Consider the following 25,253-nt stretch of genomic DNA (forward strand, 5'->3'; position numbering starts at 1 on the left):
GATCAGGAGTGACTTGTGGAAAAGTTTAAAGGCGCCTTGCTGGTAGGCGCTCTTCGGTTATTTGCCCTGCTGCCTTGGCGTGCCGTACAAGCCGTCGGCACGGCCATCGGTTGGATCATGTGGAAAACCCCCAACCGCTCCCGCGATACCGTGCGGATCAACCTGTCCAAATGCTTCCCCGACATGGACCCGATCGCACGTGAGCGCCTGGTAGGCCAGAGCCTGATGGACATCGGCAAGTCCCTGACTGAAAGCGCCTGCGCCTGGATCTGGCCGGCTCAACGCTCGATTGATTTGGTGCGTGAAGTCGAAGGCCTGGAAGTGCTGCACGAAGCCCTGGCCTCAGGCAAAGGCGTGGTTGGCATCACCAGCCACCTGGGCAACTGGGAAGTGTTGAACCACTTCTATTGCAGCCAGTGCAAACCGATCATTTTTTATCGACCGCCAAAGCTCAAGGCAGTGGACGAATTGCTGCGCAAGCAACGGGTGCAATTGGGTAACCGCGTGGCTGCATCCACCAAGGAAGGCATCCTCAGCGTGATCAAGGAAGTGCGCAAAGGTGGCCAGGTGGGCATCCCTGCTGACCCTGAGCCGGCGGAATCCGCGGGGATCTTTGTGCCGTTCTTCGCCACTCAGGCCCTGACCAGCAAGTTTGTGCCGAACATGTTGGCAGGCCACAAGGCGGTGGGCGTGTTCCTGCACGCGCTGCGGCTGCCGGATGGCTCGGGCTACAAAGTGATTTTGGAAGCCGCGCCGGAAGACATGTACAGCACCGACACCGCCACGTCCTGCGCGGCGATGAGCAAGGTGGTGGAGCGCTATGTCGGCGCCTATCCGAGCCAGTACATGTGGAGCATGAAGCGCTTCAAGAAACGCCCGCCGGGTGAGGCGCGGTGGTACTGATTCACCATTGATCGTTCCCACGCTCCGCGTGGGAATGCCTACTGTGACGCTCTGCGTCACGCTTTCAAGAGCAGACGCAGAGCGTCCAGGGCTGCATTTCCACGCGGAGCGTGGGAACGATCGTTGTCAGGGCTGGCGGTCGAGTTTCTTCAGGAATACCACCATCTCTTTTTCGGCCTGTTTATCGCCATGCGCCTGGGCCGCTTCAATGCCTTTCTCCCAGGCTTGACGCGCAGCAGCCGGATCACCCAGCCCCGCCTGCGCCTTCCCCAACAACTTCCACGCCGCCGAATACTTCGGATCGAACTCGACGCACTTGCGCAAATGCTCCGCCGCCTTGGCGTTGTCCTTCAAGTCCAGATACCCCTTGCCCAAGCCAAAGCGCAGCAGCGAGTTATCCACACCCTTGGCCAGCATTTTTTCCAGGGATTCGAGCATGTCGGTCACTCCGTTCGATCAGAAAAAGCTCAACCCCACGTGGAACAACTTCTCCACATCGCGGATATGTTTTTTATCCACAAGGAACAGGATCACATGGTCACCCGTGGCGATCATCGTGTCGTCGTGGGCGATGATCACCTCTTCATCACGGATGATCGCGCCGATGGTGGTGCCCGGCGGCAAGCCAATGTCGCGAATCGCTTTGCCGATCACCTTGCTCGACTTTGAATCGCCGTGGGCAATCGCTTCGATGGCCTCCGCCGCGCCCCGACGCAGGGAGTGCACGCTGACGATATCGCCACGGCGCACGTGCGCCAGCAAGGTGCCGATGGTCGCCAACTGCGGGCTGATGGCGATGTCGATATCGCCGCCCTGAATCAGGTCGACATAGGCCGGGTTGTTGATGATGGTCATCACCTTCTTGGCCCCCAGCCGTTTGGCCAGCAACGAAGACATGATGTTGGCCTCGTCGTCGTTGGTCAGGGCCAGGAACAGATCGGCGTCGGCGATGTTCTCTTCCATCAGCAGGTCACGGTCCGAGGCGCTGCCTTGGAGTACGACAGTGCTGTCGAGGGTGTCGGACAAATGCCGGCAGCGCGCCGGATTCATCTCGATGATCTTCACCTGGTAGCGGCTCTCGATGGCTTCGGCCAGGCGTTCGCCGATCTGCCCGCCACCGGCGATCACGATGCGTTTGTAGTTCTCATCAAGCCGGCGCATCTCGCTCATCACTGCGCGAATATTCGCTTTGGCGGCGATGAAAAACACTTCGTCATCGGCCTCGATCACCGTGTCACCCTGGGGCAGGATCGGCCGGTCGCGGCGGAAGATCGCGGCCACGCGGGTTTCCACATTGGGCATGTGTTCACGCAACTGGCGCAGTTGCTGGCCCACCAACGGCCCGCCGTAATAAGCCTTTACCGCCACCAGTTGCGCCTTGCCTTCGGCGAAGTCGATCACCTGCAAGGCGCCTGGAATTTCGATCAGGCGCTTGATGTAGTGGGTGACCACTTGTTCCGGGCTGATCAGCACGTCCACCGGAATTGCATCGTTGTCGAACAGGCCGGCGCGGGTCAGATAGGCCGCTTCACGCACGCGGGCGATCTTGGTCGGGGTGTGGAACAGGGTGTGGGCGACCTGGCAGGCGACCATGTTGGTCTCGTCGCTGTTGGTCACGGCCACCAGCATGTCGGCGTCATCGGCACCGGCCTGACGCAGTACCGTCGGGAATGATGCACGGCCTTGCACGGTGCGGATGTCCAAGCGGTCGCCAAGGTTGCGCAGGCGCTCGCTGTCGGTGTCGACCACCGTGATGTCGTTGGCTTCGCTGGCCAAATGTTCGGCCAGCGTGCCGCCGACCTGCCCTGCCCCAAGGATGATGATTTTCATCCGGTCACTCCCTTAAACCCGTTCAACCGCGCGCGGCGGCGATCTTGATCAGTTTGGCGTAGTAGAAGCCATCGTGGCCGCCTTCCTGTGCAAGCAATTGGCGGCCATGGGGCTGCTTGATGCCGGCCGTCGTGGCGAGGTCCAGCTCCCGCGCACCGCTGGTGCGGGCGAGGAAGGCTTCGATCACCTCAGTGTTTTCGGTGGGCAAGGTGGAGCAGGTGGCGTAAAGCAGGATGCCGCCGACTTCCAGGGTCGGCCACATCGCGTCGAGCAGTTCGCCTTGCAGCACGGCCAGGGCGGCAATGTCGTCGGGTTGACGGGTCAGCTTGATGTCCGGGTGGCGGCGGATCACGCCGGTGGCGGAACACGGTGCGTCCAGCAAGATGCGCTGGAAGGGTTTGCCATCCCACCAGGTGGCGGTGTCGCGGCCGTCGGCGGCGATCAAGTCGGCGCTCAGGCCCAGGCGCGCGAGGTTTTCCCGCACGCGCACCAGGCGCTTGGCTTCCAGGTCGACGGCTACGACGCCAGCCAGGTCTTTTTCGACCTCCAGAATATGGCAGGTCTTGCCGCCGGGCGCGCAGCAGGCGTCGAGCACGCGTTGGCCGGGAGCCAGGTCGAGCAAGTCGGCGGCCAGTTGCGCAGCTTCGTCCTGCACGCTGATCCAGCCTTCGGCAAAGCCCGGCAGGCTGCGCACGTCGGTGGCCGCTTCCAGCACGATGCCGTCGATGCTGTACACGCACGGCGTGGCGTTGATACCGGCGTCAGTCAGCAATTGCAGGTAGGCGTCACGGCTGTGATGGCGACGGTTGACCCGAAGGATCATCGGCGGGTGCGCATTGTTGGCTGCGCAAATCGCTTCCCATTGCTCAGGCCAGAAGGCTTTCAGGGAGTTTTGCAGCCAGCGCGGGTGAGCGGTACGCACCACCGGGTCGTGTTCCAACTCGGCCAGCAGCGCTTCGCTTTCACGCTGGGCGCGGCGCAGCACGGCGTTGAGCAGGGCCTTGGCCCAGGGCTTTTTCAGCTTGTCGGCACAACCGACGGTTTCGCCAATGGCGGCGTGGGCCGGTACACGGGTGTAGAGCAACTGATAGAGGCCGACCAGCAGCAGCGCTTCGACATCGGCATCCGCCGCCTTGAACGGCTTTTGCAACAGCTTGGCCGCCAGCGCCGACAAGCGCGGCTGCCAGCGGGCGGTGCCAAAAGCCAAGTCCTGGGTGAAGCCGCGGTCGCGGTCTTCGACTTTATCTAACTGCGTCGGCAGCGAACTGTTCAGCGAAGCCTTGCCGTTGAGTACGGCGGCGAGAGCCTTGGCGGCGGCCAGACGTGGGTTCATTGCGCGTCCACCGCTTGGCCAAGCACGATGCCCAAGGCAAATTTCTCACGGCGGCTGTTGAACAAATCGCTGAAATTAAGCGCTTTGCCGCCGGGCAATTGCAGACGGGTCAGACACAACGCTTGTTCACCACAGGCGACCAACAGGCCGTCTTTGCTGGCGCCGATGATTTCACCCGGGGCGCCTTTACCGTCGGCCAACGTGGCGGCCAACACCTTCAAGGCTTCGCCGTTGAGGGTGCTGTGGCAGATCGGCCACGGGTTGAACGCGCGCACCAGGCGCTCCAGCTCCACGGCCGGACGGCTCCAGTCGATACGTGCTTCGTCTTTGTTCAGCTTGTGGGCGTAGGTCGCGAGGCTGTCGTCCTGCACTTCGCCTTCCAGGGTGCCGGCGGCCAGACCGGCGATGGCCTGGATCACGGCGGGCGGGCCCAGCTCGGCGAGGCGATCGTGCAGGCTACCGCCGGTGTCGTCGGCGGTGATCGGGGTGGTGACTTTCAGCAGCATCGGGCCGGTATCCAGACCCGCCTCCATGCGCATCACGGTCACACCGCTTTCACTGTCGCCGGCTTCCACAGCGCGTTGGATTGGCGCCGCACCGCGCCAGCGTGGCAGCAACGAGGCGTGGCTGTTAATGCAACCCAGGCGCGGGATATCCAGCACCGCTTGCGGCAGGATCAAACCGTACGCGACGACCACCAGCAGGTCCGGCTTCAGCGCAGCCAGTTCGGCCTGGGCCTCGGCGTTGCGCAGGGTCGGCGGTTGCAGCACCGGGATGTTGTGCTCCAGCGCCAGTTGCTTGACCGGGCTCGGCATCAGTTTTTGCCCGCGACCGGCCGGGCGATCCGGCTGGGTGTACACCGCGACGATGTCATAAGGGCTGGCAAGCAGCGCCTTGAGGTGTTCGGCGGCGAATTCAGGGGTGCCGGCAAAAACAATGCGCAGTGGCTCGGTCATGGGAGTTCTCGGTTAAAAACAGTCACAAAAGAAAAAGGCTTGCCGCAGCAAGCCTTTGGAAGGAGGGCATCAAGCTTGCTGGCGATGCTTTTTTTCCAGCTTCTTCTTGATCCGGTCGCGTTTGAGCGTGGACAGGTAATCGACAAACAGCTTGCCGTTGAGGTGGTCGCATTCATGCTGGATGCACACCGCCAACAGGCCTTCGGCAATCAGCTCGAACGGCTTGCCGTCGCGGTCCAGGGCCTTGATCTTCACGCGCACCGGGCGCTCGACGTTCTCGTAGAACTCGGGCACCGAGAGGCAGCCTTCCTGGTACTCACCCATCTCTTCGGTCAGCGGTTCGAACTCAGGGTTGATGTAAACCCTCGGTTCGCTGCGATCTTCAGACAGGTCCATGACCACGACGCGCTGATGCACGTTGACCTGGGTGGCGGCGAGGCCAATGCCCGGGGCTTCATACATTGTTTCAAACATGTCATCGACCAACTGACGAACCTTGTCGTCCACTACGGCCACCGGTTTGGCGATCGTGCGCAGGCGCGAGTCGGGAAATTCGAGGATGTTCAAAATAGCCATAAGCGTAATTGCTGCACATGTGAGGTAGAGACAAATCGGCGTTGGGATGGACCCACACAGCCGGTGTGAAACGCTCAAAAGCCGCGAAGGCTCTGGCAGTTCACGCGAACGCACATAATAAAGGAGATTCACCCCATGAGGAAATCGCTACTCGTCTTGCTGCTGTGGGCCCCGTTCGCCATGGCCCTGCTTCCCCAGCCCGGACAGCGTCTGGATCAATCGATGCAACAGGCTATCCAGCACTTTTTACTGCATAACCGTATTCTCGATACGCCCCAGGATCTGGATAACGCGCCTTATATTGTTGCGGCCGGCGCCGGGCGGGTGCTGGGGGCCAATGGTGAGCGCGTGCACGCCAGGGGGGATCTGGACCCGGCCCAACCAAACTATGGGATCTTTCGCCGAGGCAAGGCCTACACCGACCCCGAGACTCAGGAGTTGCTGGGGGTGAATGCCGACGATATCGGCACCGCACGCTTTGTCATGGCCGGCGATCTCACCACCCTGGCGGTGCAACGGGTGACGCAGGAAGTTCGTCCAGGCGACCGCTTGCTGCGGGATCAGCCCCCCGTTGATCCGGCCAGCCTTGAGGTTCCGAAATCTGCGCCCTTCGTCGAAGGACAAATCATCGACATCCCCAAGGGCGTCACCCAGATTGGCGTACTGGACGCTGTGACCCTGAATAAAGGCCGTCGCGACGGCTTGGTCGAAGGCCAGCTGCTGAGCGTGATCAAGACCGGCGCCACTGTGCGAGACAGCCTCACCGGTGCCCCGACGAAACTTCCCGATGAGCGCGCCGGCACCCTGTTGGTGTTTCGCACCTATGAAAAGCTCAGCTATGGCCTGGTTCTCAGCGCCTCGCGGTCACTGGCGGTGATGGACCGTTTCGAGACTGCCCACCAAACGCAATAAATAGGTTGCTAAATAAGTTACCAACAGAGTTATCCACAGCTTGTTCCGATCAAGGATGATCAGATGTTTCAGATAAATAGCAGTGAAATTTCTCCGTCAGAACTGGAAGCTCGACTACGCTTGCACAGGCTGCCGGAAGTGGGTCCGAAGCGTTTTCGCTTATTGATAGAAGCATTTGGCTCTGCCTCGAAGGCTATCAGTGCCCCTGCCGGGGCCTGGCGCTCCCTCGGGTTGCCAGCCATCAGTGCCGATGCCCGGCGCAGTCATGAAGTCCGTGACGGGGCGAGTGCAGCATTGGCGTGGCTGGCCCTTCCAGCCCAGCATTTACTGATGTTTGACCAACCTGAGTACCCGGCACTGCTCGCTCAGATTGATGACGCGCCGCCGCTTTTATTCGTCGCTGGCGACCCGGAAATTCTGGAAAAACCGCAACTGGCCATGGTCGGCAGCCGCCGCGCTTCTCGTCCCGGCATGGACACTGCTGCGGCCTTTTCCCGTAGCTTGGCGAGCGCCGGTTTTGTCATCACCAGTGGCCTCGCTCTGGGCATCGACGGCGCGGCGCATCAGGCCGCCTTGGATGTCGGCGGCCAGACAATCGGCGTGCTCGGCACCGGACTCGAAAATTTTTATCCACAGCGGCACAGGCAGCTTGCGGCAGCGATGATCGCCCAGGGCAGCGCGGTGGTTTCCGAGTTCCCGCTGGATGCCGCCCCCCAGGCCAGCAACTTCCCTCGGCGCAATCGGATCATCAGTGGCTTGTCCCTGGGCGTCTTGGTGGTAGAAGCCAGCATGGCCAGCGGTTCGCTGATCACCGCGCGGCTGGCGGCCGAGCAAGGGCGTGAGGTGTATGCGATCCCGGGCTCGATTCACCATCCCGGCGCCAAGGGGTGTCACCAGTTGATTCGCGATGGTGCGGTGCTGGTGGAAACCATCGAGCACATTCTGGAAGGTTTGCGCGGCTGGCAGGCGTTATCGCGCCCAACGCCGATGCCGGTCACGCACCCATTGGTCGTGCTGCTGCATGCGGCACCCCACACCAGCGAGGCCTTGGCGGTTGCCAGTGGGTGGCCCTTGTCCCATGTACTGGCAACCCTTACGGAGCTGGAACTCGAAGGCCAGGTGATCTGCGAAAGCGGGCGCTGGCTTGCGCGCTGCTAGGTTTTGTAACGAAGATCGGTAAACTGCGCAGAGCTTTAGTCCGGAGAGTGAGCAATGGTCAACAGGTGGCGTGTGCTGGAAGCCGCACGAGAAATTCGCGCAGGCGCGGTGATTGCCTATCCGACCGAAGCGGTCTGGGGCCTGGGCTGCGACCCGTGGAACGAGGAGGCGGTGGACCGGCTGCTGGCGATCAAGAATCGCTCGGTGGATAAGGGCCTGATCCTGGTGGCGGACAATATTCGCCAGTTTGATTTTCTCTTTGAAGACTTCCCGGACTCCTGGGTTGAACGCATGGCCAGTACTTGGCCAGGCCCGAATACTTGGCTGGTGCCCCATCAGGACTTACTGCCCGAATGGGTGACCGGCGTGCACGACACGGTGGCACTGCGAGTCAGCGATCATCCGCTGGTGCGGGATTTGTGCTCGCTGGTGGGGCCGTTGATTTCCACGTCGGCGAACCCTCAGGGGCGCCCGGCTGCACGCACGCGGATTCGCGTGGAGCAGTATTTCCGCGGTCAGGTCGATTTGGTGTTGGGTGGGGCTCTGGGTGGGCGTAAGAACCCAAGCTTGATTCGTGATTTGGCGACGGGTGAGGTTGTGCGGCCCTCCTGAGACCGAGGCGTGGCCATCGCGGGCTTGCCCGCGATGAGGCCCTCAAAACCTCCAAATATCTATTGTGTTAAGGCAACAGAATGGTCGACCCGGTAGTCCGCCGTCCCGACAACTCCGTCTGCGCCTTCGCCGCATCCGCCAGCGAATACCGCTGGTTGATATCAATGCGCACCTTACCGCTCTTGATCATCGAGAACAGGTCATCCGCCATCACCTGCAAGGCTTTCGGGTTGTTGGCATAGGTCGCCAAGGTTGGCCGGGTCACGTACAGCGAGCCCTTGGCCGCCAGAATCCCCAGGTTCACCCCATCCACCGCGCCCGACGCGTTACCGAAACTCACCACCAATCCACGCGGCGCCACGCTGTCCAACGAAGTCAGCCAGGTGTCCTTGCCGACGCCGTCGTACACCACTGGGACCTTTTTGCCGTCGGTCAACTCCAGCACGCGCTGTGCGACGTTTTCTTTGCTGTAGTCGATGGTTTCCCAGGCGCCGAGGGATTTGGCCAGGGCGGCTTTTTCCGGCGAACTCACGGTACCGATCAGTTTCACGCCCAAGGCCTTGGCCCATTGGCAGGCCAGGGAGCCCACGCCGCCGGCAGCGGCGTGGAACAGGATGGTTTCGTCGCCCTTCAATTCATAGGTTTGGCGCAGCAGGTACTGCACGGTCAGGCCCTTGAGCATCGCACCGGCGGCTTGTTCGAAGCTGATGTCATCCGGCAGGTGCACCAGGTTGGCGGCGGGCAACACATGCAGTTCGCTGTAGGCACCCAGCGGGCCACTGCCGTAGGCCACACGGTCGCCAACCTTGAACTGGGTGACTTCGCTGCCCACCGCGTCGACCACGCCAGCGCCTTCCGCGCCCAGACCCGATGGTAGGGCTGGTGGTGCGTACAGGCCGCTGCGGAAATAGGTGTCGATGAAGTTAAGACCGATGGCCTCGTTACGTACCCGAACCTGTTGCGGGCCAGGTTCCGCTGGCGTGTAGTCCACATACTCAAGCACTTCGGGGCCACCATGGGCGCTGAACTGGATACGTTTTGCCATCTGCCTTCTCCTTGGGTCGATTTTGCGAAGGTCCCTATCGGACTCCTAAGCTTGATCTTCGTCAACTGCGGCGCACCTGAGTGCAGTGGTATCCTGTGCGCCCATTTGCCGCCGACGCCCAATGGCCTCGCGTAGCTTTGCCCGATTCAAGGTGATGCCATGACTACCCGCACCGAGGCTGTTAAAGCCTACCTGCTCGACCTGCAAGACCGCATTTGCAGCGCCCTGGAAACCTTCGAGACGGACACTCGCTTCATCGAAGACGCCTGGACCCGGCCTGCCGGCGGCGGCGGTCGCACCCGTGTGATCGAAAACGGTTCGGTGATCGAAAAAGGCGGCGTTAACTTTTCCCACGTATTTGGCAGCGGCCTCCCACCGTCCGCCAGTGCGCATCGCCCTGAGCTGGCCGGTCGCGGGTTTGAAGCCCTGGGCGTGTCGCTGGTGATCCACCCGCACAACCCGCATGTGCCGACTTCCCACGCCAACGTGCGCTTTTTCATCGCTGAAAAAGAAGGCGAAGAGCCGGTGTGGTGGTTCGGTGGCGGCTTCGACCTAACGCCCTACTATGGCAACGAAGAAGACTGCATCCACTGGCACCGCGTGGCCGAGCAGGCCTGCGCGCCATTTGGTCCGGATGTGTACTCGCGCTACAAGGCCTGGTGCGACACCTACTTCCACATCAAGCACCGTAACGAACCGCGCGGTATCGGCGGCCTGTTCTTCGATGACTTGAACGAGTGGGACTTCGACACCTGCTTCGCCTTCATCCGCGCCATCGGTGACGCGTATATCGACGCTTACCTGCCGATCGTGCAGCGCCGCAAAGCCACCGCCTATACCGAGCAGCAGCGCGAATTCCAGGAGTTTCGCCGGGGCCGCTATGTTGAATTCAACCTCGTCTATGACCGTGGCACCCTGTTCGGCCTGCAATCGGGCGGGCGTACCGAGTCGATCCTGATGTCGCTGCCGCCCCAAGTGCGCTGGAGCTACGACTGGAAAGCCGAGGCCGGCAGCGAAGAAGCGCGCCTCACCGACTACTTTCTGCAAGACCGCGACTGGCTCGGCGTGACTGCGCCCAAGGCGAGTGCCTGATGGATCGTTATGTCGTTTTCGGGAATCCCATTGGCCATAGCAAGTCGCCGCTGATCCATCGCCTGTTTGCCCAGCAGACCGGCGAGCAGCTGGACTACAGCACTTTGCTTGCGCCACTGGAGGATTTCACCGGCTGTGCCCGTGAGTTTTTTCTACAAGGCCGTGGCGCTAACGTCACCGTTCCGTTCAAGGAAGACGCTTACCGCTTGGCCAACACCCTCACCGAGCGTGCCCAACGCGCCGGGGCGGTGAACACGCTGAGCAAGTTGGCCGACGGTAGTTTGTTGGGTGATAACACCGACGGTGCCGGCCTGGTACGCGACCTGACGGTAAACGCTGGGTTGAGCCTGCAAGGTAAACGCATCCTGTTGCTGGGCGCCGGTGGCGCGGTGCGAGGAGCGCTGGAGCCGTTGCTGGCCGAGCAGCCTGCCTCGTTGATCATCGCCAACCGCACCGTGGAAAAGGCCGAGTTGCTGGCTGAGCTGTTCGATGATCTGGGTCCGGTATCTGCCAGTGGTTTCGACTGGCTGCGTGAGCCGGTGGACGTGATCATCAACGCCACGTCCGCCAGCCTGTCAGGCGATGTACCGCCGATTGCGGGAAGCCTCATCGAACCGGGCAAGACGTTTTGCTACGACATGATGTACGCCAAGGAACCCACCGCGTTCTGCCGCTGGGCTACTGAGCAAGGCGCAGCCGTTGCGATGGATGGCTTGGGCATGTTGGTGGAGCAGGCAGCGGAAGCGTTCTTCCTGTGGCGAGGGGTGCGCCCGGATTCGGCGCCGGTGCTGGCTGAGTTGCGCCGGCAACTGGCTGCCAAGTGATTTCAGCCTTGTGAAGATCCACTGTGGGAGCTGGCAAGCCAGCTCCCACAGTGTTGACCGCGTTCAGTCTTCGAAATGGAGGGGGCAGTTGTCGGCCCCTTCCAATTTCTTTAATTCCTCTACCACTTGCGGCCGCGCCCGGCGCAGCGTCAGGCTACGCCCCAACCCCCGCAACCTCCGCGCCTCCTGGTGCAGCATCTCCACCCCGGAATAGTCGATAAAGTTGATCTGCTGCGCCTCGATCACCACCCGTTCCCCTTGCAGGCTTTGCAGGCGTACTTGCAGGTAATGGCTGGCGCCGAAAAAGATCGAACCGCCCACCCGCAACACATCTTCGTCCCCGTCGCGCCATTGCTGAACTCGCGGCTGCGATGTGCGTTTCAGGTAGAAAAACAACGACGCCAGCACCCCGGCGTAAATCGCCGTTTGCAGCTCCAGCAGCAAGGTGGCGGCGCACGTCAGGCCCATCACCACAAACTCGGCGCGGCTCACGCGGAACAACGCGCGAATGCCCCGATGGTCCACCAGGCCCCAGCAAATCAGCAGGATGCTGGCGGCCATGCTGGGGATGGGTATATGCGCGATCAGCGCTGCGCCAAACAACGCGAACAGCGCCACCCACAGCGCGGAAAACACCCCCGCTAACGGCGAGCAGGCACCCGCCTCGTAACTCAGACCCGAGCGAGTAAACGAACCGGCCGACAAGTATCCGGAGAAAAATCCGCCCACGATATTGGATAAACCCTGCGCGCGAACTTCCTGGTTCGCATCAAGCAACTGTTGCGAGCGTGCCGACAGTGAGCGGGCAATCGACAGGCTCGTCACCAGCCCCAGCATACCCACCGCCACGGCACTGGGCAGCAGGCGCAGGAGCATGTCCAGGTCCATCGGCAATGGGCTGAACGGCGGCAGCTTGCCGACAAACGAGCTGACCAGCGCCACGTGCCCGAACATTGCCGGCCACAGCCAGGCCACCAGGCTGCCCAGCACCAGGGTGATCAACAATGACGGCCAACGGGGGGCCAGATATTTGAGCAGCACGCCTACCGTTAAGGTGCCCAATCCCAGGACGAGGGAGGCGTGGTCCCATTCCCCAGCGTGATCAATGAGCGCCATCAAACTGTTGATTGCCGTGGCCTGGCTTGGCAAGTCCAACCCCAACAGATTGGGCAACTGCCCCAGGGCAATCACCACGGCGGCACCCAAGGTGAAACCCAGCACCACCGAATGGGAGACGAAATTCACCAGCGCGCCGAAGCGCAGCATGCCCAGCAACCACTGGAATACACCGGCGAGGAATGTCAGCAGCAGGATTAGCGTGATGTAGTCCTGTGACCCCGGCACGGCCAGGGGGCTGACACTGGCGTAGAGCACGATGGAAATTGCCGCCGTCGGGCCGCAGATCAGGTGCCACGATGAACCCCAGAGGCAAGCGATCAGTACCGGGATGATGGCAGCGTACAAGCCGTATTCCGGTGGGAGACCGGCGATCAGCGCGTAGGCAATCGACTGCGGCAAGGCGAGCACGGCACCACTGAGGCCGACGATCGCGTCCCGGCCGACACTGGCACGGGTTTGGCGCGGGAGCCAGCTGAGGAACGGAAAGAGTGTGTGGCGGTTGGGCCGGGGCATCGCGAACTCGGGTTGTAAGGTTTGAGCCAGAGTATCAGTTGGTGATGCGTAGCAGCTGTCGAGTTCCAGGCTTTAGAGTTTGGCTTTCACCGCGGCCAACGCATCCTGGCCATCCACAGTCTTCACGCCCTCAAGCCACTTATCCAACACCGCCGGATTAGCCTTGATCCACGCCTTCGCCGCATCGGCATTGCTGAGCTTGTTGTTGGCCACTTCAGCCATGATGCTGTTCTCCATTGCCTGGGTAAAACTCAGGTTGGTCAGCAGCTTCCCGACATTCGGGCAGGCCTGTGCATAACCTTTGCGGGTCAAGGTGTACACGCTGCCTTTGTCCCCAAAGTATTTCTCGCCGCCCTTGAGGTAGTGCATTTTCAACTGCACGTTCATCGGGTGCGGCGTCCAGCCGAGGAAGGTGACGAAACGTTGTTTCTTCACCGCCCGCGAGACTTCGGCGAGCATCGCCTGTTCGCTGGACTCGATCAGCTTCCACTGACCGAGGTCGAAGTCGTTCTTCTTGATGATCTCTTGCAACGAGATATTCGCCGGCGCGCCGGAGCCGATGCCGTAGATCTTCTTGTCGAACTTGTCGGCAAACTTGTTCAGGTCGGAAAAATCATGTACCCCGGCCTCCCACACGTAGTCCGGCACGGCGAGGGTGAACTCGGTGCCATCCAGATTTTTCGCCAGTTGCACCACATCGCCATTGGCCACGAACTTGTCGTAGAAGCCTTGCTGCGCCGGCATCCAGTTACCCAGGAACACATCCACCTGGCCGTCCTTAAGCCCGCCAAACGTGATCGGCACCGCCAAGGTGTCGACCTTGGTCTTGTAGCCCATGCCGTTCAACAGAAAACCGGTGATGGCGTTGGTGGCAGCAATATCGCTCCAGCCCGGATCGGCCATTTTCACCGTGTCACAGCGGGTGTCCGCGTACACGTTGGCGCTGCTCAACGCCAGTATTCCCAATGCCCCTAAACTCAGCATCACCGTTAACTTTTGCATGGCCGTCCCTCTGTTTTATTGGTTTTGGCAGGGTTGTGGATAACGTGCCTTGCGCTCCAGGTCGTCGAGGTCGATATGGTTGCGCATGTATTGCTGACTGGCGTCCACCAGTGGCTGGTGATCCCAGCTCTTCAGCGTGCCCTGGGTCAGCGCCTGGCTGACCAGACGACGGCGGCGTTGGCTGGCGAGCACCTGTTGGTGGATCGCCGGGATGTCCCATTTGGCCCGCGCCTCGTTCAGGAAGGCTGCAAACAGCGCCCGATGCTGCGGCGACTGACTGAGTTCTTCCTGCTCCCGTGGGTCGTTGTGTACATCAAACAGCAGACAGGGGTCGTCTTCGCTGTAGATGAATTTGAAGGCGCCACGGCGAATCATCATCAGCGGGCTGATGGTGCCCTCGGCCATGTATTCGCCAAACACTTCGTCATGCCCGCCCTGCCCCTGCAAGTGCGGAACCAGTGAGCGGCCGTCCAACTGCAAACGCGTGTCCAGTTCGCCGCCGGCCAGTTCCACTAGCGTCGGCAACAGGTCAGCAGTCGAAACCGCCTGTGTCACGCGGCCAGCGGCAAATTGCCCTGGCGCACAGACCAGCAGCGGCACGCGGGCGGCCATTTCAAACCAATGCATTTTGTACCAGAGGCCACGTTCGCCGAGCATGTCGCCGTGGTCGCCGGAGAAGATGATGATCGTGTCGTCGGCCAGGCCAGTGTCTTCCAGGGTTTGCAGTAGCTTGCCGACATTGCTGTCGATGTAACTGCACGCGCCGAAGTAGGCACGGCGCGCATCGCGGATCTTGTTCAGCGGCAGCGGCTTGTCCCACAAGTCGTAGACCTTGAGCAGCCGTTGGGAATGTGGGTCGAGTTCGTCCTGAGCCAGCGGCGCAGGCAAAGGGATGTCGGCGTCGTCGTAGAGATCCCAGAACGGCTTGGGAATGGTGTACGGGTCGTGTGGATGGGTCATCGACACGGTGAGGCAGAACGGCTGGTCGCCGTCCTCGCGGATATGGTCGAACAGATATTGCTGCGCCTTGAACACCACCTCTTCGTCGAAATCCAGCTGGTTGGTACGCACACACGGCCCGGCTTGCAGCACCGAGGACATGTTGTGGTACCAGGTGGGTCGTACGTCCGGCTCATCCCAGTTCACCGCCCAGCCATAGTCGGCCGGGTAGATGTCGCTGGTCAGGCGCTCTTCGTAGCCGTGCAGTTGGTCCGGCCCGCAAAAGTGCATCTTGCCCGACAGCGCGGTGCGGTAGCCCAGGCGGCGCAGGTAGTGGGCATAGGTCGGTACATCGGCGGGGAAATCGGCCGCGTTGTCGTAGGCGCCGATCTTGCTCGGCAATTGGCCGCTGACCAGGGTGAAACGCGACGGCGCGCACAGTGGGCTGTTGCAGTAGGCGGCGTCGAACACCACGCCCTGTTCGGCGAGGCGGCTCAGATTCGGCAACTTGATGGGCGAAGAACCGTAGAACGGAAGTAACGGCGCGGCCATTTGATCGGCCATGATGAAAAGAATGTTCTTGCGCTTCATGGGTTCTCGGCATTCCATAGGCGGTGTTTATGCCAATGAGCATGCAGCCCATGGAAAATGGGGTAAAGCCCATGAAAAGCAATGTCTAGGATAAGCACAGCTTATGTATGAAGCCCTCGGTGATGTGTCCCTCGACCTGCTCCGCGCGTTTGAAGCGGCGGCGCGTCACCGCAGCTTTACCGCGGCTGCGATGGAGCTGGGCGCCACCCAGCCGGCCATCAGCCAGCAGATCAAACGCCTCGAAGAACAGCTTGGGTTGCGTTTGTTCGATCGCATCTACCGTGGCATCGAACTGACTGACGCGGGCGCTCTGCTGTTTGAGCACGTGCAAGGTGGCCTGCAGACCATCAACCAAGGCTTGAGCAGCATCACTCAGCAAGACCAGCATGAAGTGCTGCAAGTGGCCACCGACTTTGCCTTTGCCGCCTACTGGCTGATGCCACGCCTGCATCGTTTCCACCAGGCCAACCCCCAGGTCGATGTCAGCCTCGTCACCAGCGAACGCAACCACGCCACCTTGCGCAGCGATATCGACGTGGCGGTGTTGTTCGGCGATGGCCGTTTCAAGCAGGGCGATAGCCTGTGGTTGTTTAATGAGGAAGTGTTCCCGGTGTGCAGCCCGCAGTGGCTAAAGGAACAGGCCACGCCGTTGACCGTGCAGAATTTGCACGATTACCCGTTGTTGCACCTGCGCCAGGAAAACAACAGCCAGTGGTTCGACTGGAGCGGCGTATTTCGCGAACTGGGCATTACTGCTTCACCGACCCCCGGCCAACTGCGCTTCGACAATTACACCCTGCTAATCCAGGCGGCGATTGCCGGCCAGGGCGTGGCCATCGGCTGGCGTCACCTGGTGGATAACTTGCTGGAGCAGAACTGGCTGTGCCGGCCGATCGGCGACACGGTGATCTCGCGCTTTGGTTATTACGTGGTGCAGCCTCAGCGCAAACGCCGGGGGCAGTTGGTCGAGCGCTTTGTCGACTGGCTGGTGGCCGAGCAAGCCAGTAGCGCGCAGTCGCTGACCGGGCTGGCCCTGCCGTCCATTGCGGTCTAGGATTTGGCGCATATTGGATCTGGAATTCGCCATGCAACCTATCAAGGGCTATCACGCCCATATTTACTTCGACGCCAGCACGATCGACCAAGCGCGCAAGTTGTGTGAAGACGCTGCGCAACGCTTCCCCCTGCACATGGGCCGCGTGCATGAACGGCCGGTCGGCCCGCACCCGGATTGGAGCTGCCAGCTGGCGTTCGAGCCGCAATACCTCGGCGTGGTGCTGCCGTGGCTGGTGCTGCATCGCAACGGGTTGGTGGTATTCCTGCATCCGGATACCGGCGACGACCTGAAGGATCACACCGACTATGCGGTCTGGATGGGGGCGATGCGCGAGCTGGATCTGTCTACTTTTTAATCACTGTCTCAAACGCCAGCCCCGCCTCTTGTAAAAAAGGGCGGGGTTTTGTTTGTCTGTGTCTCAATATGTGGGACTGTTATTTATATATTGAGATATGGCTGCCCATAGGTTTATATTCGCCCATCTGCTTTTTTCAGCACCCACTCATTTCAGGTGAAGCGATGCAGGCGCAATTGATCGCGCTCGACTGGGGCACCAGCTCCCTTCGTGCTTATAAACTCGGCCCGGCGGGCGTGGTGCTCGAACAGCGCTCGTTGGCGTTCGGGATCATGCACCTGCCCAACGAACCCCGGGAGATTGCCGGCGTTCGTTGCAGCGATGGCTTCGAGTTGGCGTTCGATGCAGCCTGTGGCGATTGGCTTGATGCCCAGCCAAACCTCCCGGTGATCGCTTGCGGCATGGTTGGCAGCGCCCAGGGTTGGAGCGAAGCGGCCTACCGCAACACCCCCGTCGACGTGGCCGGCTTGGGCCAGGCGCTGCACCGCGTGCGCAGCCTGCGCGGTGTCGATGTGCATATCGTGCCGGGCGTGATCGAGCAGGTTGGTTTGCCCAATGTGATGCGCGGCGAAGAAACCCAAGTGCTCGGGGTGCTGCAAACCTTGGCGATGAACGGTGAACTGTTGATCGGTCTGCCCGGCAGCCATTCCAAATGGGTTGAAGTAGTCGAAGGCCGTATCACTCACTTCGACACCTTCATGACCGGTGAACTGTTCGCGGTGCTGAGCAAGCACAGCATCCTCGGTCGCACTCAACAAATATCCGAGCAATTCCAGGCTGAGGCGTTTGACCGGGGCGTCGCGGTGGCGTTGTCGACAGACGGCCGGCGCGGCGTGCTGTCGACGTTGTTCAGCGCCCGCACCCTCGGGCTGACCGCCGAGCTGACTCCCGACCAGCAGCCCGATTATTTGTCTGGCCTGCTCATTGGCCACGAACTCGCCGGCTTGCCGGGCGGCGCAAAACACCAGCCGATCATCCTGGTCGGCGCTGCACCGCTTTGCGCTCGCTACCAACGCGCCCTCGCCCTCTGCGGCTTTGCCCACGTCAGCCTGGCGCAAGAAGCCACCGAGCGCGGCCTGTGGCAACTGGCAGTGGCGGCTGGGCTTACTCAACCTGTATCGGAGGCCTGACATGCTCAAGCAAGCACTCTCACAAAACGGTTTGATCGCAATCCTGCGCGGCGTGCACCCGGACGAAGCTGAGGTGATTGGCCGGGTTCTCTATGAGGCCGGTTTCCGGGTGATCGAAGTACCGCTGAATTCGCCGGACCCTTACACCAGCATCCGCACCCTGCGCGACACGCTGCCCGCCGATTGCCTGATCGGTGCCGGCACGGTGCTGACGCCGGAGCAGGTCGAGCACGTCAAGGCCGCCGGTGGCCAAGTCATCGTGATGCCCCACAGCGATGCCAAGGTGTTGCGTGCAGCAAAGGCCGCAGGCCTGTATCTGTCACCGGGTGTGGCTACGCCTACCGAAGCCTTCGCTGCACTGGCCGAAGGCGCCGACGTGTTGAAGCTGTTCCCGGCCGAGCAAATGGGCCCGGCGGTGATCAAGGCGTGGCTTGCGGTGTTGCCAGCCGGCACATTGCTGCTGCCGGTGGGCGGTATTACCCCGGACAACATGCAGGTGTTTATCGACGCCGGCGCCAAAGGGTTCGGGCTGGGTTCCGGGTTGTTCAAACCGGGTATGACGGTGGATCAGGTAGCAGGCCGCGCCCAGGCGTATGTCGCCGCCTGGAAAGCCCTGAGCTGATTCAAGTTCCGCGCCCACAGGCGCTGCATCTATAAGAGAGATAACAGATGAAAATCACCAAACTGACGACCTTTATCGTCCCGCCGCGCTGGTGCTTCCTCAAAGTCGAAACCGATCAGGGCGTGACCGGCTGGGGTGAACCTGTGGTGGAGGGCCGTGCCCACACCGTCGCGGCTGCGGTCGAGGAACTGTCCGACTACCTGATCGGCAAAGACCCACGCAATATCGAAGACATCTGGACCGTGCTCTATCGCGGCGGTTTCTACCGTGGTGGCGCGGTGCACATGAGCGCCCTCGCCGGTATCGACCAGGCGCTGTGGGACATCAAGGGTAAGGCGCTCGGCGTGTCGGTGAGCGACCTGCTCGGTGGCCAAGTGCGCGATAAAATCCGCGTTTACTCGTGGATCGGCGGCGACCGCCCTGCCGACACCGCGCGCGCCGCCAAAGAGGCCGTGGCCCGTGGCTTTACTGCGGTGAAAATGAACGGTACCGAAGAATTGCAGTTCGTCGACAGCTTCGAAAAAGTCGACCTGGCCCTGGCCAACGTGGCTGCCGTGCGCGATGCCGTCGGCCCTAACGTCGGCATCGGCGTCGACTTCCATGGCCGCGTGCACAAGCCCATGGCCAAGGTGCTGATGAAAGAGTTGGACCCCTACAAACTGATGTTTATCGAAGAGCCGGTACTCAGCGAAAACTACGAAGCGTTGAAAGAACTGGCGCCGCTGACCAGCACCCCGATTGCCTTGGGCGAGCGCCTGTTCTCGCGCTGGGACTTCAAGCGCGTGCTCAGCGAAGGCTACGTCGACATCATCCAGCCGGACGCCTCACACGCCGGTGGCATCACCGAAACCCGCAAGATCGCCAACATGGCTGAAGCCTACGACGTGGCCCTGGCCCTGCACTGCCCGCTGGGCCCGATTGCCTTGGCTGCCTGCCTGCAATTGGACGCGGTTTGCTACAACGCGTTTATCCAGGAGCAAAGCCTGGGCATTCACTACAACGAGAGCAATGACTTGCTCGACTACGTGAAAGACCCAGGCGTGTTCGACTATGACAAAGGCTTTGTGAAGATCCCCAACGGGCCAGGACTGGGTATCGAGATCAACGAGGAATACGTGATTGAGCGTGCCGCGATTGGTCATCGCTGGCGCAACCCGATCTGGCGCCATGCCGACGGCAGCTTTGCCGAGTGGTGATGACTTCTCCACTGATCGTTCCCACGCGGAGCGTGGGAACGATCAGTGGAGCCGGTTTCTTCAGTAAGACCTGTCCTCAATAAACATAAGAAGAGGCAACCCCCATGCATCCTGAATCCTTCACCGGGCAGGCGTCTTTAGTTACGCCCAGCAGAAAGCGCTACTTCATCATGGTGCTGCTGTTTATCACCGTGGTGATCAACTACCTCGACCGCAGCAACCTGTCGATTGCCGCCCCGGCGCTGACCAGCGAACTGGGGATCGACCCGGTGCATGTCGGGCTGATCTTCTCTGCCTTCGGCTGGACCTACGCGGCCATGCAAATCCCCGGTGGCTGGCTGGTGGACCGGGTGCCGCCGCGCATTCTCTACAGCGTAGCGCTGCTGCTGTGGTCGATTGCCACCGTGATGCTCGGTTTTGCCGCCAGCTTTATCGCGCTGTTCGTTTTGCGCATGGCGGTGGGCGCTTTGGAAGCGCCGGCCTACCCGATCAACAGTCGCGTGGTCACCACCTGGTTTCCCGAGCGCGAGCGTGCCACGGCGATTGGTTTCTACACCTCGGGGCAGTTTGTCGGGCTGGCGTTTCTGACGCCGGTGTTGGCCTGGCTGCAGCACGAATTCGGCTGGCACATGGTGTTTGTCGCCACCGGTGGCGTGGGCATTTTGTGGGCCGCAATCTGGTACGCGGTGTACCGCGAGCCGAAGGACTTCAAAGGTGCCAACGCGGCGGAAATCGAGCTGATCCGTGAAGGCGGCGGCTTGGTGGATATCCAGGCGCAAACGGCCAAGGCCCCGTTCAGTTGGGTCGACCTGGGGATCGTGCTGAGCAAGCGCAAGCTCTGGGGTATTTACCTGGGGCAGTTCTGCCTCAACTCCACGCTGTGGTTTTTTCTGACGTGGTTTCCGACCTACCTGGTGAAATATCGCGGTATGGACTTCATCAAGTCCGGCCTGTTGGCGTCATTGCCTTTCCTGGCGGCGTTCGTCGGGGTGCTGTGTTCCGGGATTTTTTCTGACTGGCTGATTCGCCGGGGCACATCGGTGGGTTTTGCACGCAAGTTGCCGATCATTGGTGGACTGCTGATTTCCACGGCGATCATCGGCGCCAACTACGTGGATTCGACGGCATGGGTGATTGCGTTTCTGGCGGTAGCGTTCTTTGGGAATGGCTTGGCGTCGATCACCTGGTCGCTGGTGTCGACCTTGGCGCCTGCACGGTTGCTGGGGCTGACGGGGGGCGTGTTCAACTTCATCGGTAACTTGTCGGCGATCACCACGCCGATCGTGATTGGCTTTTTGGCCAGCGGTGATTCGTTTGCACCGGCGATTACCTATATCGCGGTGCTGGCGTTGCTAGGGGCTTTGTCCTATGTGCTGCTGGTGGGCAAGGTCGAGCGGATCGAGTTGTAGCGGGCGGCGCAAAGCCGCCCGCTATCAGGTTCAGTTCAGTACGCCGTCCAGGATTTCGTAGACGATGCCTGTACCCACGGCGATCAACACTACGTCAGGCCCGGAACGGCGCCATTCGTAACCCTGGTAAATCGGCAGGCGAGACAGGGCGCGGTTGTCGAGGCGTTCGCCGTAGTAGCCGCGTGGCAACGGCTGACCGCGTACCAGACGTACATTTGGCGGTGGCGGTGCGCCACGGGAGAATTGGCCATGGTTGTCATGGATGATCTGCCGTACCGGGCCGAAATCCTGGGGCGGGCCGCCACGGCGATTGTCCTGTGGGCCGCGATGGTCATCACCACGTTGTTCGTGCTGGCCTTGCGGGCCGCCACGATCAGGGCCGCCACCTTGGTCATAAGGAGCGGCTTGTACCAGGGCGCTGGCGCCAAGCACCAGCACGCCGAGGCCGGCAATTACGGATTTGGGCATTTTCATCGAGCATTCCTCAACTGCACAAACAGCAAAAAGGGATTTCGAACCGGGTTCGAAATCCCTTGGTCTTGTCAGTTTAGGTACTGAATCGACAGTTTGATTCCTCTGTATCAGGAACTTTACCTACCGCTTACGACCCGCTTACTTACGGGCGTTGCGCACACCTTCCGACAGCGCCGCGCAAAGGCTCAACACGCCATCAATCGCTTGCTGATCATTTTTGGCAGTGGCGATGTGATCGATCAGCGCCGAACCCACGACGACACCGTCAGCCAAGCGTGCAATGGCCGCCGCTTGTTCCGGCGTACGGATACCAAAACCGATGCTGATCGGCAGGTCGGTATGGCGACGCAGGCGGGTCACGGCTTCTTCAACGTGTTCCAGGGTGGCGGCACCGGCACCGGTCACGCCAGCCACCGATACGTAATACACAAATCCGGAGCTGCCGTTGAGTACGGTTGGCAGGCGCACGTCATCGGTAGTCGGCGTGGTCAGGCGGATAAAGTCGATGCCCGCCGCTTGAGCCGGGTCGCACAGCTCGCCGTTATGCTCGGGCGGCATGTCGACCACGATCAGGCCATCTACACCGGCCTCTTTGGCGTCGCTGATGAACTGCGGTACGCCGTATTTGTGGATCGGGTTGAAGTAGCCCATCAACACCAGCGGAGTGTCGCTGTTGTCCTTACGGAACTCGCGCACCATCTGCAGGGTTTTCGCCAGGTTCTGCTTGGCGGTCAACGCGCGGATGTTGGCCAGTTGGATGGCTGGGCCGTCGGCCATCGGGTCGGTGAAGGGCATGCCCAGCTCGATCACGTCGGCACCGGCGGCAGGCAAGCCTTTGAGGATCGCCAGCGAGGTGTCATAGCCAGGGTCACCGGCAGTGACAAAGGTCACCAGAGCGGCGCGGTTTTGTTCTTTAAGTTGCGCAAAGCGGGTTTGCAGGCGGCTCATTAGTGTTTCTCCTGCTGAGACTGTTCCATGTGGTGCATCACGGTTTGCATGTCTTTGTCGCCACGGCCAGACAGGTTGACCACCATCAGGTGATCCTTCGGCAGGGTCGGTGCGCGTTTGAACACTTCAGCCAGGGCGTGGGCGCTTTCCAGGGCGGGGATGATCCCTTCCAGGCGGCAGCATTTGTGGAAGGCGTCGAGGGCTTCGTTGTCGGTCACCGAGGTGTACTGGACGCGACCGATGTCATGCAACCAGGCGTGTTCAGGGCCGATGCCCGGGTAGTCGAGGCCAGCGGAGATCGAGTGGGCGTCGATGATCTGGCCGTCTTCGTCCTGCAACAGGAAGGTACGGTTGCCGTGCAGTACGCCGGGTACGCCGCCGTTGAGGCTGGCGGCGTGCTTGCCGGTTTCGATGCCGTGGCCGGCGGCTTCAACGCCGATGATCTCAACGCTGGTGTCATCCAGGAACGGGTGGAACAGGCCCATGGCGTTGGAGCCACCGCCGATGCACGCCACCAGGCTGTCCGGCAGGCGGCCTTCCTGGGCTTGCAACTGGTCGCGGGTCTCTTTGCCGATCACGGCCTGGAAGTCGCGCACCATCGCAGGATAAGGGTGTGGACCGGCCACGGTGCCGATCAGGTAGAAGGTGTCTTCAACGTTGGTCACCCAGTCACGCAGGGCTTCGTTCATCGCGTCTTTGAGGGTGCCGGTGCCGGCGACGACCGGGATGACTTCAGCGCCCAAAAGCTTCATGCGGAACACGTTGGCCTGTTGGCGCTCGATGTCGGTGGTGCCCATGTAGATCACGCATTGCAGGCCAAAGCGCGCGGCGACGGTGGCAGTGGCCACACCGTGCATGCCGGCGCCGGTCTCGGCGATGATGCGTTTTTTGCCCATGCGCCGCGCCAGCAGGATCTGGCCGATGCAGTTGTTGATCTTGTGCGCGCCAGTGTGGTTCAGCTCTTCGCGCTTGAGGTAGATCTTGGCGCCGCCGCAGAACTCAGTCAGGCGTTCGGCGAAGTACAGCGGGCTCGGGCGTCCGACGTAGTCGCGCTGGAAGTAGGCCAATTCCTTGTTGAACGCGGGATCGATCTTGGCCGCTTCGTATTCACGGGCCAGGTCGAGGATCAACGGCATCAAGGTTTCAGCGACGTAGCGGCCGCCGAACGCGCCGAAGAGGCCGTTGGCGTCTGGGCCGTTGCGTAGATCGGTCTGGGACTGAGTCATGGGACGCTCCAGGAAAGAATGTGTTTGAGAGGCAATGACGGCCACTCTACCCCTGACGCTTTACCCTGAAAACCGATAAGATCGCCGCAACCTGTCAGGAAAACTCACAGATGAGCCGAGACCTTCCACCCCTCAATGCCCTGCGCGCGTTTGAAGCCACTGCCCGGCTCAACAGCGTAAGCCAGGCTGCCGAGCAATTACACGTGACCCATGGCGCGGTCAGTCGCCAATTGAAGGTATTGGAAGAACACTTGGGGGTCAGCCTGTTCGTCAAGGACGGACGCGGCCTTAAACTCACAGATTCCGGCATCCGCCTGCGCGACGCGAGTAGCGACGCTTTCGAGCGATTAAGGGACGTGTGCGCCGAACTCACCCAAAGCAGCGCCGACGCGCCATTTGTTCTGGGCTGCTCGGGCAGCTTGTTGGCGCGCTGGTTGATCCCGCGCCTGGGCCGCTTGAACGCAGACTTGCCGGACCTGCGCCTGCATTTGTCGGCGGGCGACGGCGACCTCGACCCCCGGCGCCCCGGCCTCGACGCCCTGCTGGTATTCGCTGAGCCACCGTGGCCGGCGGATATGCAGGTGTACGAACTGGCCAGTGAGCGCATCGGCCCGGTGATGAGCCCGCGTTTCGCTGGTTACGAGCGCTTGCGCCAGGCCCCCGCCTCGGCCTTGTGTGGCGAGGCGCTGTTGCACACCACCTCACGCCCGCAAGCCTGGCCCAGTTGGGCGCAGCAACACAGCATTGAGCCCGGCGCGTTGAAGCACGGCCAGGGTTTTGAACATTTGTATTATTTGCTGGAAGCGGCAGTTGCGGGGTTGGGCGTGGCGATTGCGCCGCAACCGCTGGTGGCAGAGGACCTGCGAGCGGGTCGCCTGGTGGCGCCGTGGGGTTTCAGTGAAACCCCGGCGCACCTGGCGTTGTGGCTACCCAAGCGCGCCGCAGACGGGCGCGCGGGTCAGTTGGCGCAGTGGCTCAAGGCTGAGCTGGCGCGCCAACCGGTTTAATCACCGCGTTTGCACAGCAGGTAGGCTGCCAGCAGGCCCAGCGCGCCAACGGCGACGCCGGCGGTAGTCCATGGGTGCTCTTGTGCGTAGTCCCGGGTGGCAACACCGGTTTCGCGGATTTTGACTTTGCTTTCTTCGTAGGCGTCGCTGATCAGGTGACGGGAGTGCTTGAGAGCATTCTCGGCATTGCTTTTCAGGGCCTTCAGGGTTTTGCGCGACTCGTCGGACGCATCGTCCTTAAGGCTTTCAAGGGATTTGAGCAGGCTCGAAATCTCGGCTTCCATGCTTTCCAGCGACGCTTTGCGCAAAGAGGTGTTGGCCATGTGGGCTCTCCTGAAGTGATTGAGTGGCATGTGTAGATACCGACTCCAGCGTTTTCAGAAAGTGCAGTAAATCTGAACTTTGGAATAGGAATGGTCGCCAG

General features: G+C 61.3%; 26 protein-coding genes. 13 read left to right on the top strand and 13 right to left on the bottom strand.

Translation table 11 applies throughout. The annotated features are described in order from the left end of the window. Positions 1-15: 15 nt before the first annotated feature. A complete protein-coding gene (locus BFL40_RS26290) occupies positions 16-903 on the top strand; it encodes a lysophospholipid acyltransferase (protein ID WP_071486672.1) in 888 nt (295 codons plus the stop codon). Between the two features lie 126 nt (positions 904-1,029). On the opposite strand, the gene BFL40_RS26295 is transcribed toward BFL40_RS26290, so the two are convergent. From BFL40_RS26295 to def, 5 genes are all read right to left on the bottom strand, one after another. Beyond that, on the bottom strand, positions 1,030-1,341 hold the full coding sequence (locus BFL40_RS26295; RefSeq protein WP_071486673.1) for a tetratricopeptide repeat protein: 312 nt from the start codon (positions 1,339-1,341) through the stop codon (positions 1,030-1,032). 18 nt (positions 1,342-1,359) lie between these two features. Then, positions 1,360-2,733 (bottom strand): Trk system potassium transporter TrkA, encoded by a 1,374-nt coding sequence (trkA, locus tag BFL40_RS26300; protein ID WP_071486674.1) that lies wholly within the window; start codon positions 2,731-2,733, stop codon positions 1,360-1,362. Positions 2,734-2,755: 22 nt separating this feature from the next. Next, positions 2,756-4,066, bottom strand: a complete 1,311-nt coding sequence (gene rsmB / locus BFL40_RS26305; protein ID WP_071486675.1) for a 16S rRNA (cytosine(967)-C(5))-methyltransferase RsmB — start codon at positions 4,064-4,066, stop codon at positions 2,756-2,758. Further along, complete coding sequence (gene fmt, locus BFL40_RS26310; RefSeq protein WP_071486676.1) at positions 4,063-5,022, bottom strand: methionyl-tRNA formyltransferase; 960 nt, start codon at positions 5,020-5,022, stop codon at positions 4,063-4,065. The genes rsmB and fmt overlap by 4 nt, the downstream gene beginning before the upstream one ends. Before the next feature lie 69 nt (positions 5,023-5,091). Further along, positions 5,092-5,598, bottom strand: coding sequence for a peptide deformylase (gene def / locus BFL40_RS26315; protein ID WP_071486677.1), 507 nt, complete (start codon positions 5,596-5,598; stop codon positions 5,092-5,094). A 135-nt stretch (positions 5,599-5,733) separates the two neighbouring features. Between def and BFL40_RS26320 the strand changes: the two genes are divergently transcribed. The 3 genes from BFL40_RS26320 (at position 5,734) to tsaC (ending at position 8,280) form a co-directional block, all read left to right on the top strand. Beyond that, positions 5,734-6,510 carry a peptidoglycan-binding protein gene (locus tag BFL40_RS26320; protein ID WP_071486678.1) on the top strand — a complete coding sequence of 259 codons (777 nt, stop codon included), beginning with the start codon at positions 5,734-5,736 and terminating at the stop codon, positions 6,508-6,510. 63 nt (positions 6,511-6,573) lie between these two features. After that, the gene (dprA, locus tag BFL40_RS26325; protein ID WP_071486679.1) at positions 6,574-7,668 is read left to right on the top strand and encodes a DNA-processing protein DprA; all 1,095 of its coding nucleotides are present in this window, start codon (positions 6,574-6,576) and stop codon (positions 7,666-7,668) included. A gap of 54 nt (positions 7,669-7,722) precedes the next feature. Next, the gene (gene tsaC, locus BFL40_RS26330; RefSeq protein WP_071486680.1) at positions 7,723-8,280 is read left to right on the top strand and encodes an L-threonylcarbamoyladenylate synthase type 1 TsaC; all 558 of its coding nucleotides are present in this window, start codon (positions 7,723-7,725) and stop codon (positions 8,278-8,280) included. A gap of 67 nt (positions 8,281-8,347) precedes the next feature. Here tsaC and BFL40_RS26335 read toward each other — a convergent pair whose 3' ends face one another. Then, positions 8,348-9,325, bottom strand: coding sequence for an NADPH:quinone reductase (locus BFL40_RS26335; protein ID WP_071486681.1), 978 nt, complete (start codon positions 9,323-9,325; stop codon positions 8,348-8,350). 159 nt (positions 9,326-9,484) lie between these two features. Between BFL40_RS26335 and hemF the strand changes: the two genes are divergently transcribed. Together hemF and aroE are read left to right on the top strand one after the other, a co-directional pair. Then, the gene (hemF, locus tag BFL40_RS26340; RefSeq protein WP_071486682.1) at positions 9,485-10,417 is read left to right on the top strand and encodes an oxygen-dependent coproporphyrinogen oxidase; all 933 of its coding nucleotides are present in this window, start codon (positions 9,485-9,487) and stop codon (positions 10,415-10,417) included. Next, the gene (gene aroE, locus BFL40_RS26345; protein WP_071486683.1) at positions 10,417-11,241 is read left to right on the top strand and encodes a shikimate dehydrogenase; all 825 of its coding nucleotides are present in this window, start codon (positions 10,417-10,419) and stop codon (positions 11,239-11,241) included. The genes hemF and aroE overlap by 1 nt, the downstream gene beginning before the upstream one ends. A 63-nt stretch (positions 11,242-11,304) precedes the next feature. Here aroE and BFL40_RS26350 read toward each other — a convergent pair whose 3' ends face one another. From BFL40_RS26350 to betC, 3 genes are all read right to left on the bottom strand, one after another. Further along, positions 11,305-12,873, bottom strand: coding sequence for a SulP family inorganic anion transporter (locus BFL40_RS26350; protein WP_071486684.1), 1,569 nt, complete (start codon positions 12,871-12,873; stop codon positions 11,305-11,307). 72 nt (positions 12,874-12,945) lie between these two features. Continuing rightward, complete coding sequence (gene choX / locus BFL40_RS26355) at positions 12,946-13,875, bottom strand: choline ABC transporter substrate-binding protein (protein ID WP_071486685.1); 930 nt, start codon at positions 13,873-13,875, stop codon at positions 12,946-12,948. 15 nt (positions 13,876-13,890) lie between these two features. Next, positions 13,891-15,405, bottom strand: coding sequence for a choline-sulfatase (gene betC, locus BFL40_RS26360; protein ID WP_071486686.1), 1,515 nt, complete (start codon positions 15,403-15,405; stop codon positions 13,891-13,893). Positions 15,406-15,508: 103 nt separating this feature from the next. Here betC and BFL40_RS26365 point away from each other — a divergent pair, with 103 nt between their 5' ends. The 6 genes from BFL40_RS26365 (at position 15,509) to BFL40_RS26390 (ending at position 21,174) form a co-directional block, all read left to right on the top strand. Next, on the top strand, positions 15,509-16,459 hold the full coding sequence (locus BFL40_RS26365) for a choline sulfate utilization transcriptional regulator (protein ID WP_071486687.1): 951 nt from the start codon (positions 15,509-15,511) through the stop codon (positions 16,457-16,459). 31 nt (positions 16,460-16,490) lie between these two features. Continuing rightward, positions 16,491-16,817, top strand: a complete 327-nt coding sequence (locus tag BFL40_RS26370; RefSeq protein ID WP_071486688.1) for a DOPA 4,5-dioxygenase family protein — start codon at positions 16,491-16,493, stop codon at positions 16,815-16,817. Positions 16,818-16,981: 164 nt separating this feature from the next. Continuing rightward, complete coding sequence (locus tag BFL40_RS26375) at positions 16,982-17,947, top strand: 2-dehydro-3-deoxygalactonokinase (RefSeq protein ID WP_071486689.1); 966 nt, start codon at positions 16,982-16,984, stop codon at positions 17,945-17,947. A 1-nt stretch (position 17,948) separates the two neighbouring features. After that, positions 17,949-18,569, top strand: a complete 621-nt coding sequence (locus BFL40_RS26380; protein ID WP_071486690.1) for a 2-dehydro-3-deoxy-6-phosphogalactonate aldolase — start codon at positions 17,949-17,951, stop codon at positions 18,567-18,569. Positions 18,570-18,616: 47 nt separating this feature from the next. After that, the gene (gene dgoD / locus BFL40_RS26385) at positions 18,617-19,765 is read left to right on the top strand and encodes a galactonate dehydratase (protein WP_071486691.1); all 1,149 of its coding nucleotides are present in this window, start codon (positions 18,617-18,619) and stop codon (positions 19,763-19,765) included. A 104-nt stretch (positions 19,766-19,869) separates the two neighbouring features. Continuing rightward, positions 19,870-21,174, top strand: a complete 1,305-nt coding sequence (locus tag BFL40_RS26390; RefSeq protein WP_071486692.1) for an MFS transporter — start codon at positions 19,870-19,872, stop codon at positions 21,172-21,174. A gap of 30 nt (positions 21,175-21,204) precedes the next feature. Here the strand turns inward: BFL40_RS26390 and BFL40_RS26395 are convergent, their stop codons facing one another. From BFL40_RS26395 to trpB, 3 genes are all read right to left on the bottom strand, one after another. Further along, complete coding sequence (locus BFL40_RS26395; RefSeq protein WP_071486693.1) at positions 21,205-21,648, bottom strand: anti-virulence regulator CigR family protein; 444 nt, start codon at positions 21,646-21,648, stop codon at positions 21,205-21,207. A gap of 138 nt (positions 21,649-21,786) precedes the next feature. After that, entirely contained in the window at positions 21,787-22,596 is an 810-nt protein-coding gene (gene trpA / locus BFL40_RS26400) for a tryptophan synthase subunit alpha (protein WP_071486694.1), read from the bottom strand. Beyond that, positions 22,596-23,822 (bottom strand): tryptophan synthase subunit beta, encoded by a 1,227-nt coding sequence (trpB, locus tag BFL40_RS26405; protein WP_071486695.1) that lies wholly within the window; start codon positions 23,820-23,822, stop codon positions 22,596-22,598. Before trpB ends, trpA begins: the two co-directional genes overlap by 1 nt. A 110-nt stretch (positions 23,823-23,932) precedes the next feature. Between trpB and BFL40_RS26410 the strand changes: the two genes are divergently transcribed. Next, entirely contained in the window at positions 23,933-24,829 is an 897-nt protein-coding gene (locus tag BFL40_RS26410) for a LysR family transcriptional regulator (RefSeq protein ID WP_071486696.1), read from the top strand. On the opposite strand, the gene BFL40_RS26415 is transcribed toward BFL40_RS26410, so the two are convergent. Beyond that, positions 24,826-25,152, bottom strand: coding sequence for an ElaB/YgaM/YqjD family protein (locus tag BFL40_RS26415; RefSeq protein ID WP_003170746.1), 327 nt, complete (start codon positions 25,150-25,152; stop codon positions 24,826-24,828). The genes BFL40_RS26410 and BFL40_RS26415 overlap by 4 nt on opposite strands. Positions 25,153-25,253 lie beyond the last annotated feature (101 nt).

Source organism: Pseudomonas costantinii, from assembly GCF_001870435.1.
Taxonomy (GTDB): Bacteria; Pseudomonadota; Gammaproteobacteria; order Pseudomonadales; family Pseudomonadaceae; genus Aquipseudomonas; species Aquipseudomonas costantinii.

Coding starts and splice junctions, on each gene's coding strand:
- BFL40_RS26295 (WP_071486673.1), bottom strand. CDS start 1,341: ATGCTCGAATCCCTGGAAAAAATGCTGGCCAAGGGTGTGGATAACTCG.
- trkA (WP_071486674.1), bottom strand. CDS start 2,733: ATGAAAATCATCATCCTTGGGGCAGGGCAGGTCGGCGGCACGCTGGCC.
- rsmB (WP_071486675.1), bottom strand. CDS start 4,066: ATGAACCCACGTCTGGCCGCCGCCAAGGCTCTCGCCGCCGTACTCAAC.
- fmt (WP_071486676.1), bottom strand. CDS start 5,022: ATGACCGAGCCACTGCGCATTGTTTTTGCCGGCACCCCTGAATTCGCC.
- def (WP_071486677.1), bottom strand. CDS start 5,598: ATGGCTATTTTGAACATCCTCGAATTTCCCGACTCGCGCCTGCGCACG.
- BFL40_RS26320 (WP_071486678.1), top strand. CDS start 5,734: ATGAGGAAATCGCTACTCGTCTTGCTGCTGTGGGCCCCGTTCGCCATG.
- dprA (WP_071486679.1), top strand. CDS start 6,574: ATGTTTCAGATAAATAGCAGTGAAATTTCTCCGTCAGAACTGGAAGCT.
- tsaC (WP_071486680.1), top strand. CDS start 7,723: ATGGTCAACAGGTGGCGTGTGCTGGAAGCCGCACGAGAAATTCGCGCA.
- BFL40_RS26335 (WP_071486681.1), bottom strand. CDS start 9,325: ATGGCAAAACGTATCCAGTTCAGCGCCCATGGTGGCCCCGAAGTGCTT.
- hemF (WP_071486682.1), top strand. CDS start 9,485: ATGACTACCCGCACCGAGGCTGTTAAAGCCTACCTGCTCGACCTGCAA.
- aroE (WP_071486683.1), top strand. CDS start 10,417: ATGGATCGTTATGTCGTTTTCGGGAATCCCATTGGCCATAGCAAGTCG.
- BFL40_RS26350 (WP_071486684.1), bottom strand. CDS start 12,873: ATGCCCCGGCCCAACCGCCACACACTCTTTCCGTTCCTCAGCTGGCTC.
- choX (WP_071486685.1), bottom strand. CDS start 13,875: ATGCAAAAGTTAACGGTGATGCTGAGTTTAGGGGCATTGGGAATACTG.
- betC (WP_071486686.1), bottom strand. CDS start 15,405: ATGAAGCGCAAGAACATTCTTTTCATCATGGCCGATCAAATGGCCGCG.
- BFL40_RS26365 (WP_071486687.1), top strand. CDS start 15,509: ATGTATGAAGCCCTCGGTGATGTGTCCCTCGACCTGCTCCGCGCGTTT.
- BFL40_RS26370 (WP_071486688.1), top strand. CDS start 16,491: ATGCAACCTATCAAGGGCTATCACGCCCATATTTACTTCGACGCCAGC.
- BFL40_RS26375 (WP_071486689.1), top strand. CDS start 16,982: ATGCAGGCGCAATTGATCGCGCTCGACTGGGGCACCAGCTCCCTTCGT.
- BFL40_RS26380 (WP_071486690.1), top strand. CDS start 17,949: ATGCTCAAGCAAGCACTCTCACAAAACGGTTTGATCGCAATCCTGCGC.
- dgoD (WP_071486691.1), top strand. CDS start 18,617: ATGAAAATCACCAAACTGACGACCTTTATCGTCCCGCCGCGCTGGTGC.
- BFL40_RS26390 (WP_071486692.1), top strand. CDS start 19,870: ATGCATCCTGAATCCTTCACCGGGCAGGCGTCTTTAGTTACGCCCAGC.
- BFL40_RS26395 (WP_071486693.1), bottom strand. CDS start 21,648: ATGAAAATGCCCAAATCCGTAATTGCCGGCCTCGGCGTGCTGGTGCTT.
- trpA (WP_071486694.1), bottom strand. CDS start 22,596: ATGAGCCGCCTGCAAACCCGCTTTGCGCAACTTAAAGAACAAAACCGC.
- trpB (WP_071486695.1), bottom strand. CDS start 23,822: ATGACTCAGTCCCAGACCGATCTACGCAACGGCCCAGACGCCAACGGC.
- BFL40_RS26410 (WP_071486696.1), top strand. CDS start 23,933: ATGAGCCGAGACCTTCCACCCCTCAATGCCCTGCGCGCGTTTGAAGCC.
- BFL40_RS26415 (WP_003170746.1), bottom strand. CDS start 25,152: ATGGCCAACACCTCTTTGCGCAAAGCGTCGCTGGAAAGCATGGAAGCC.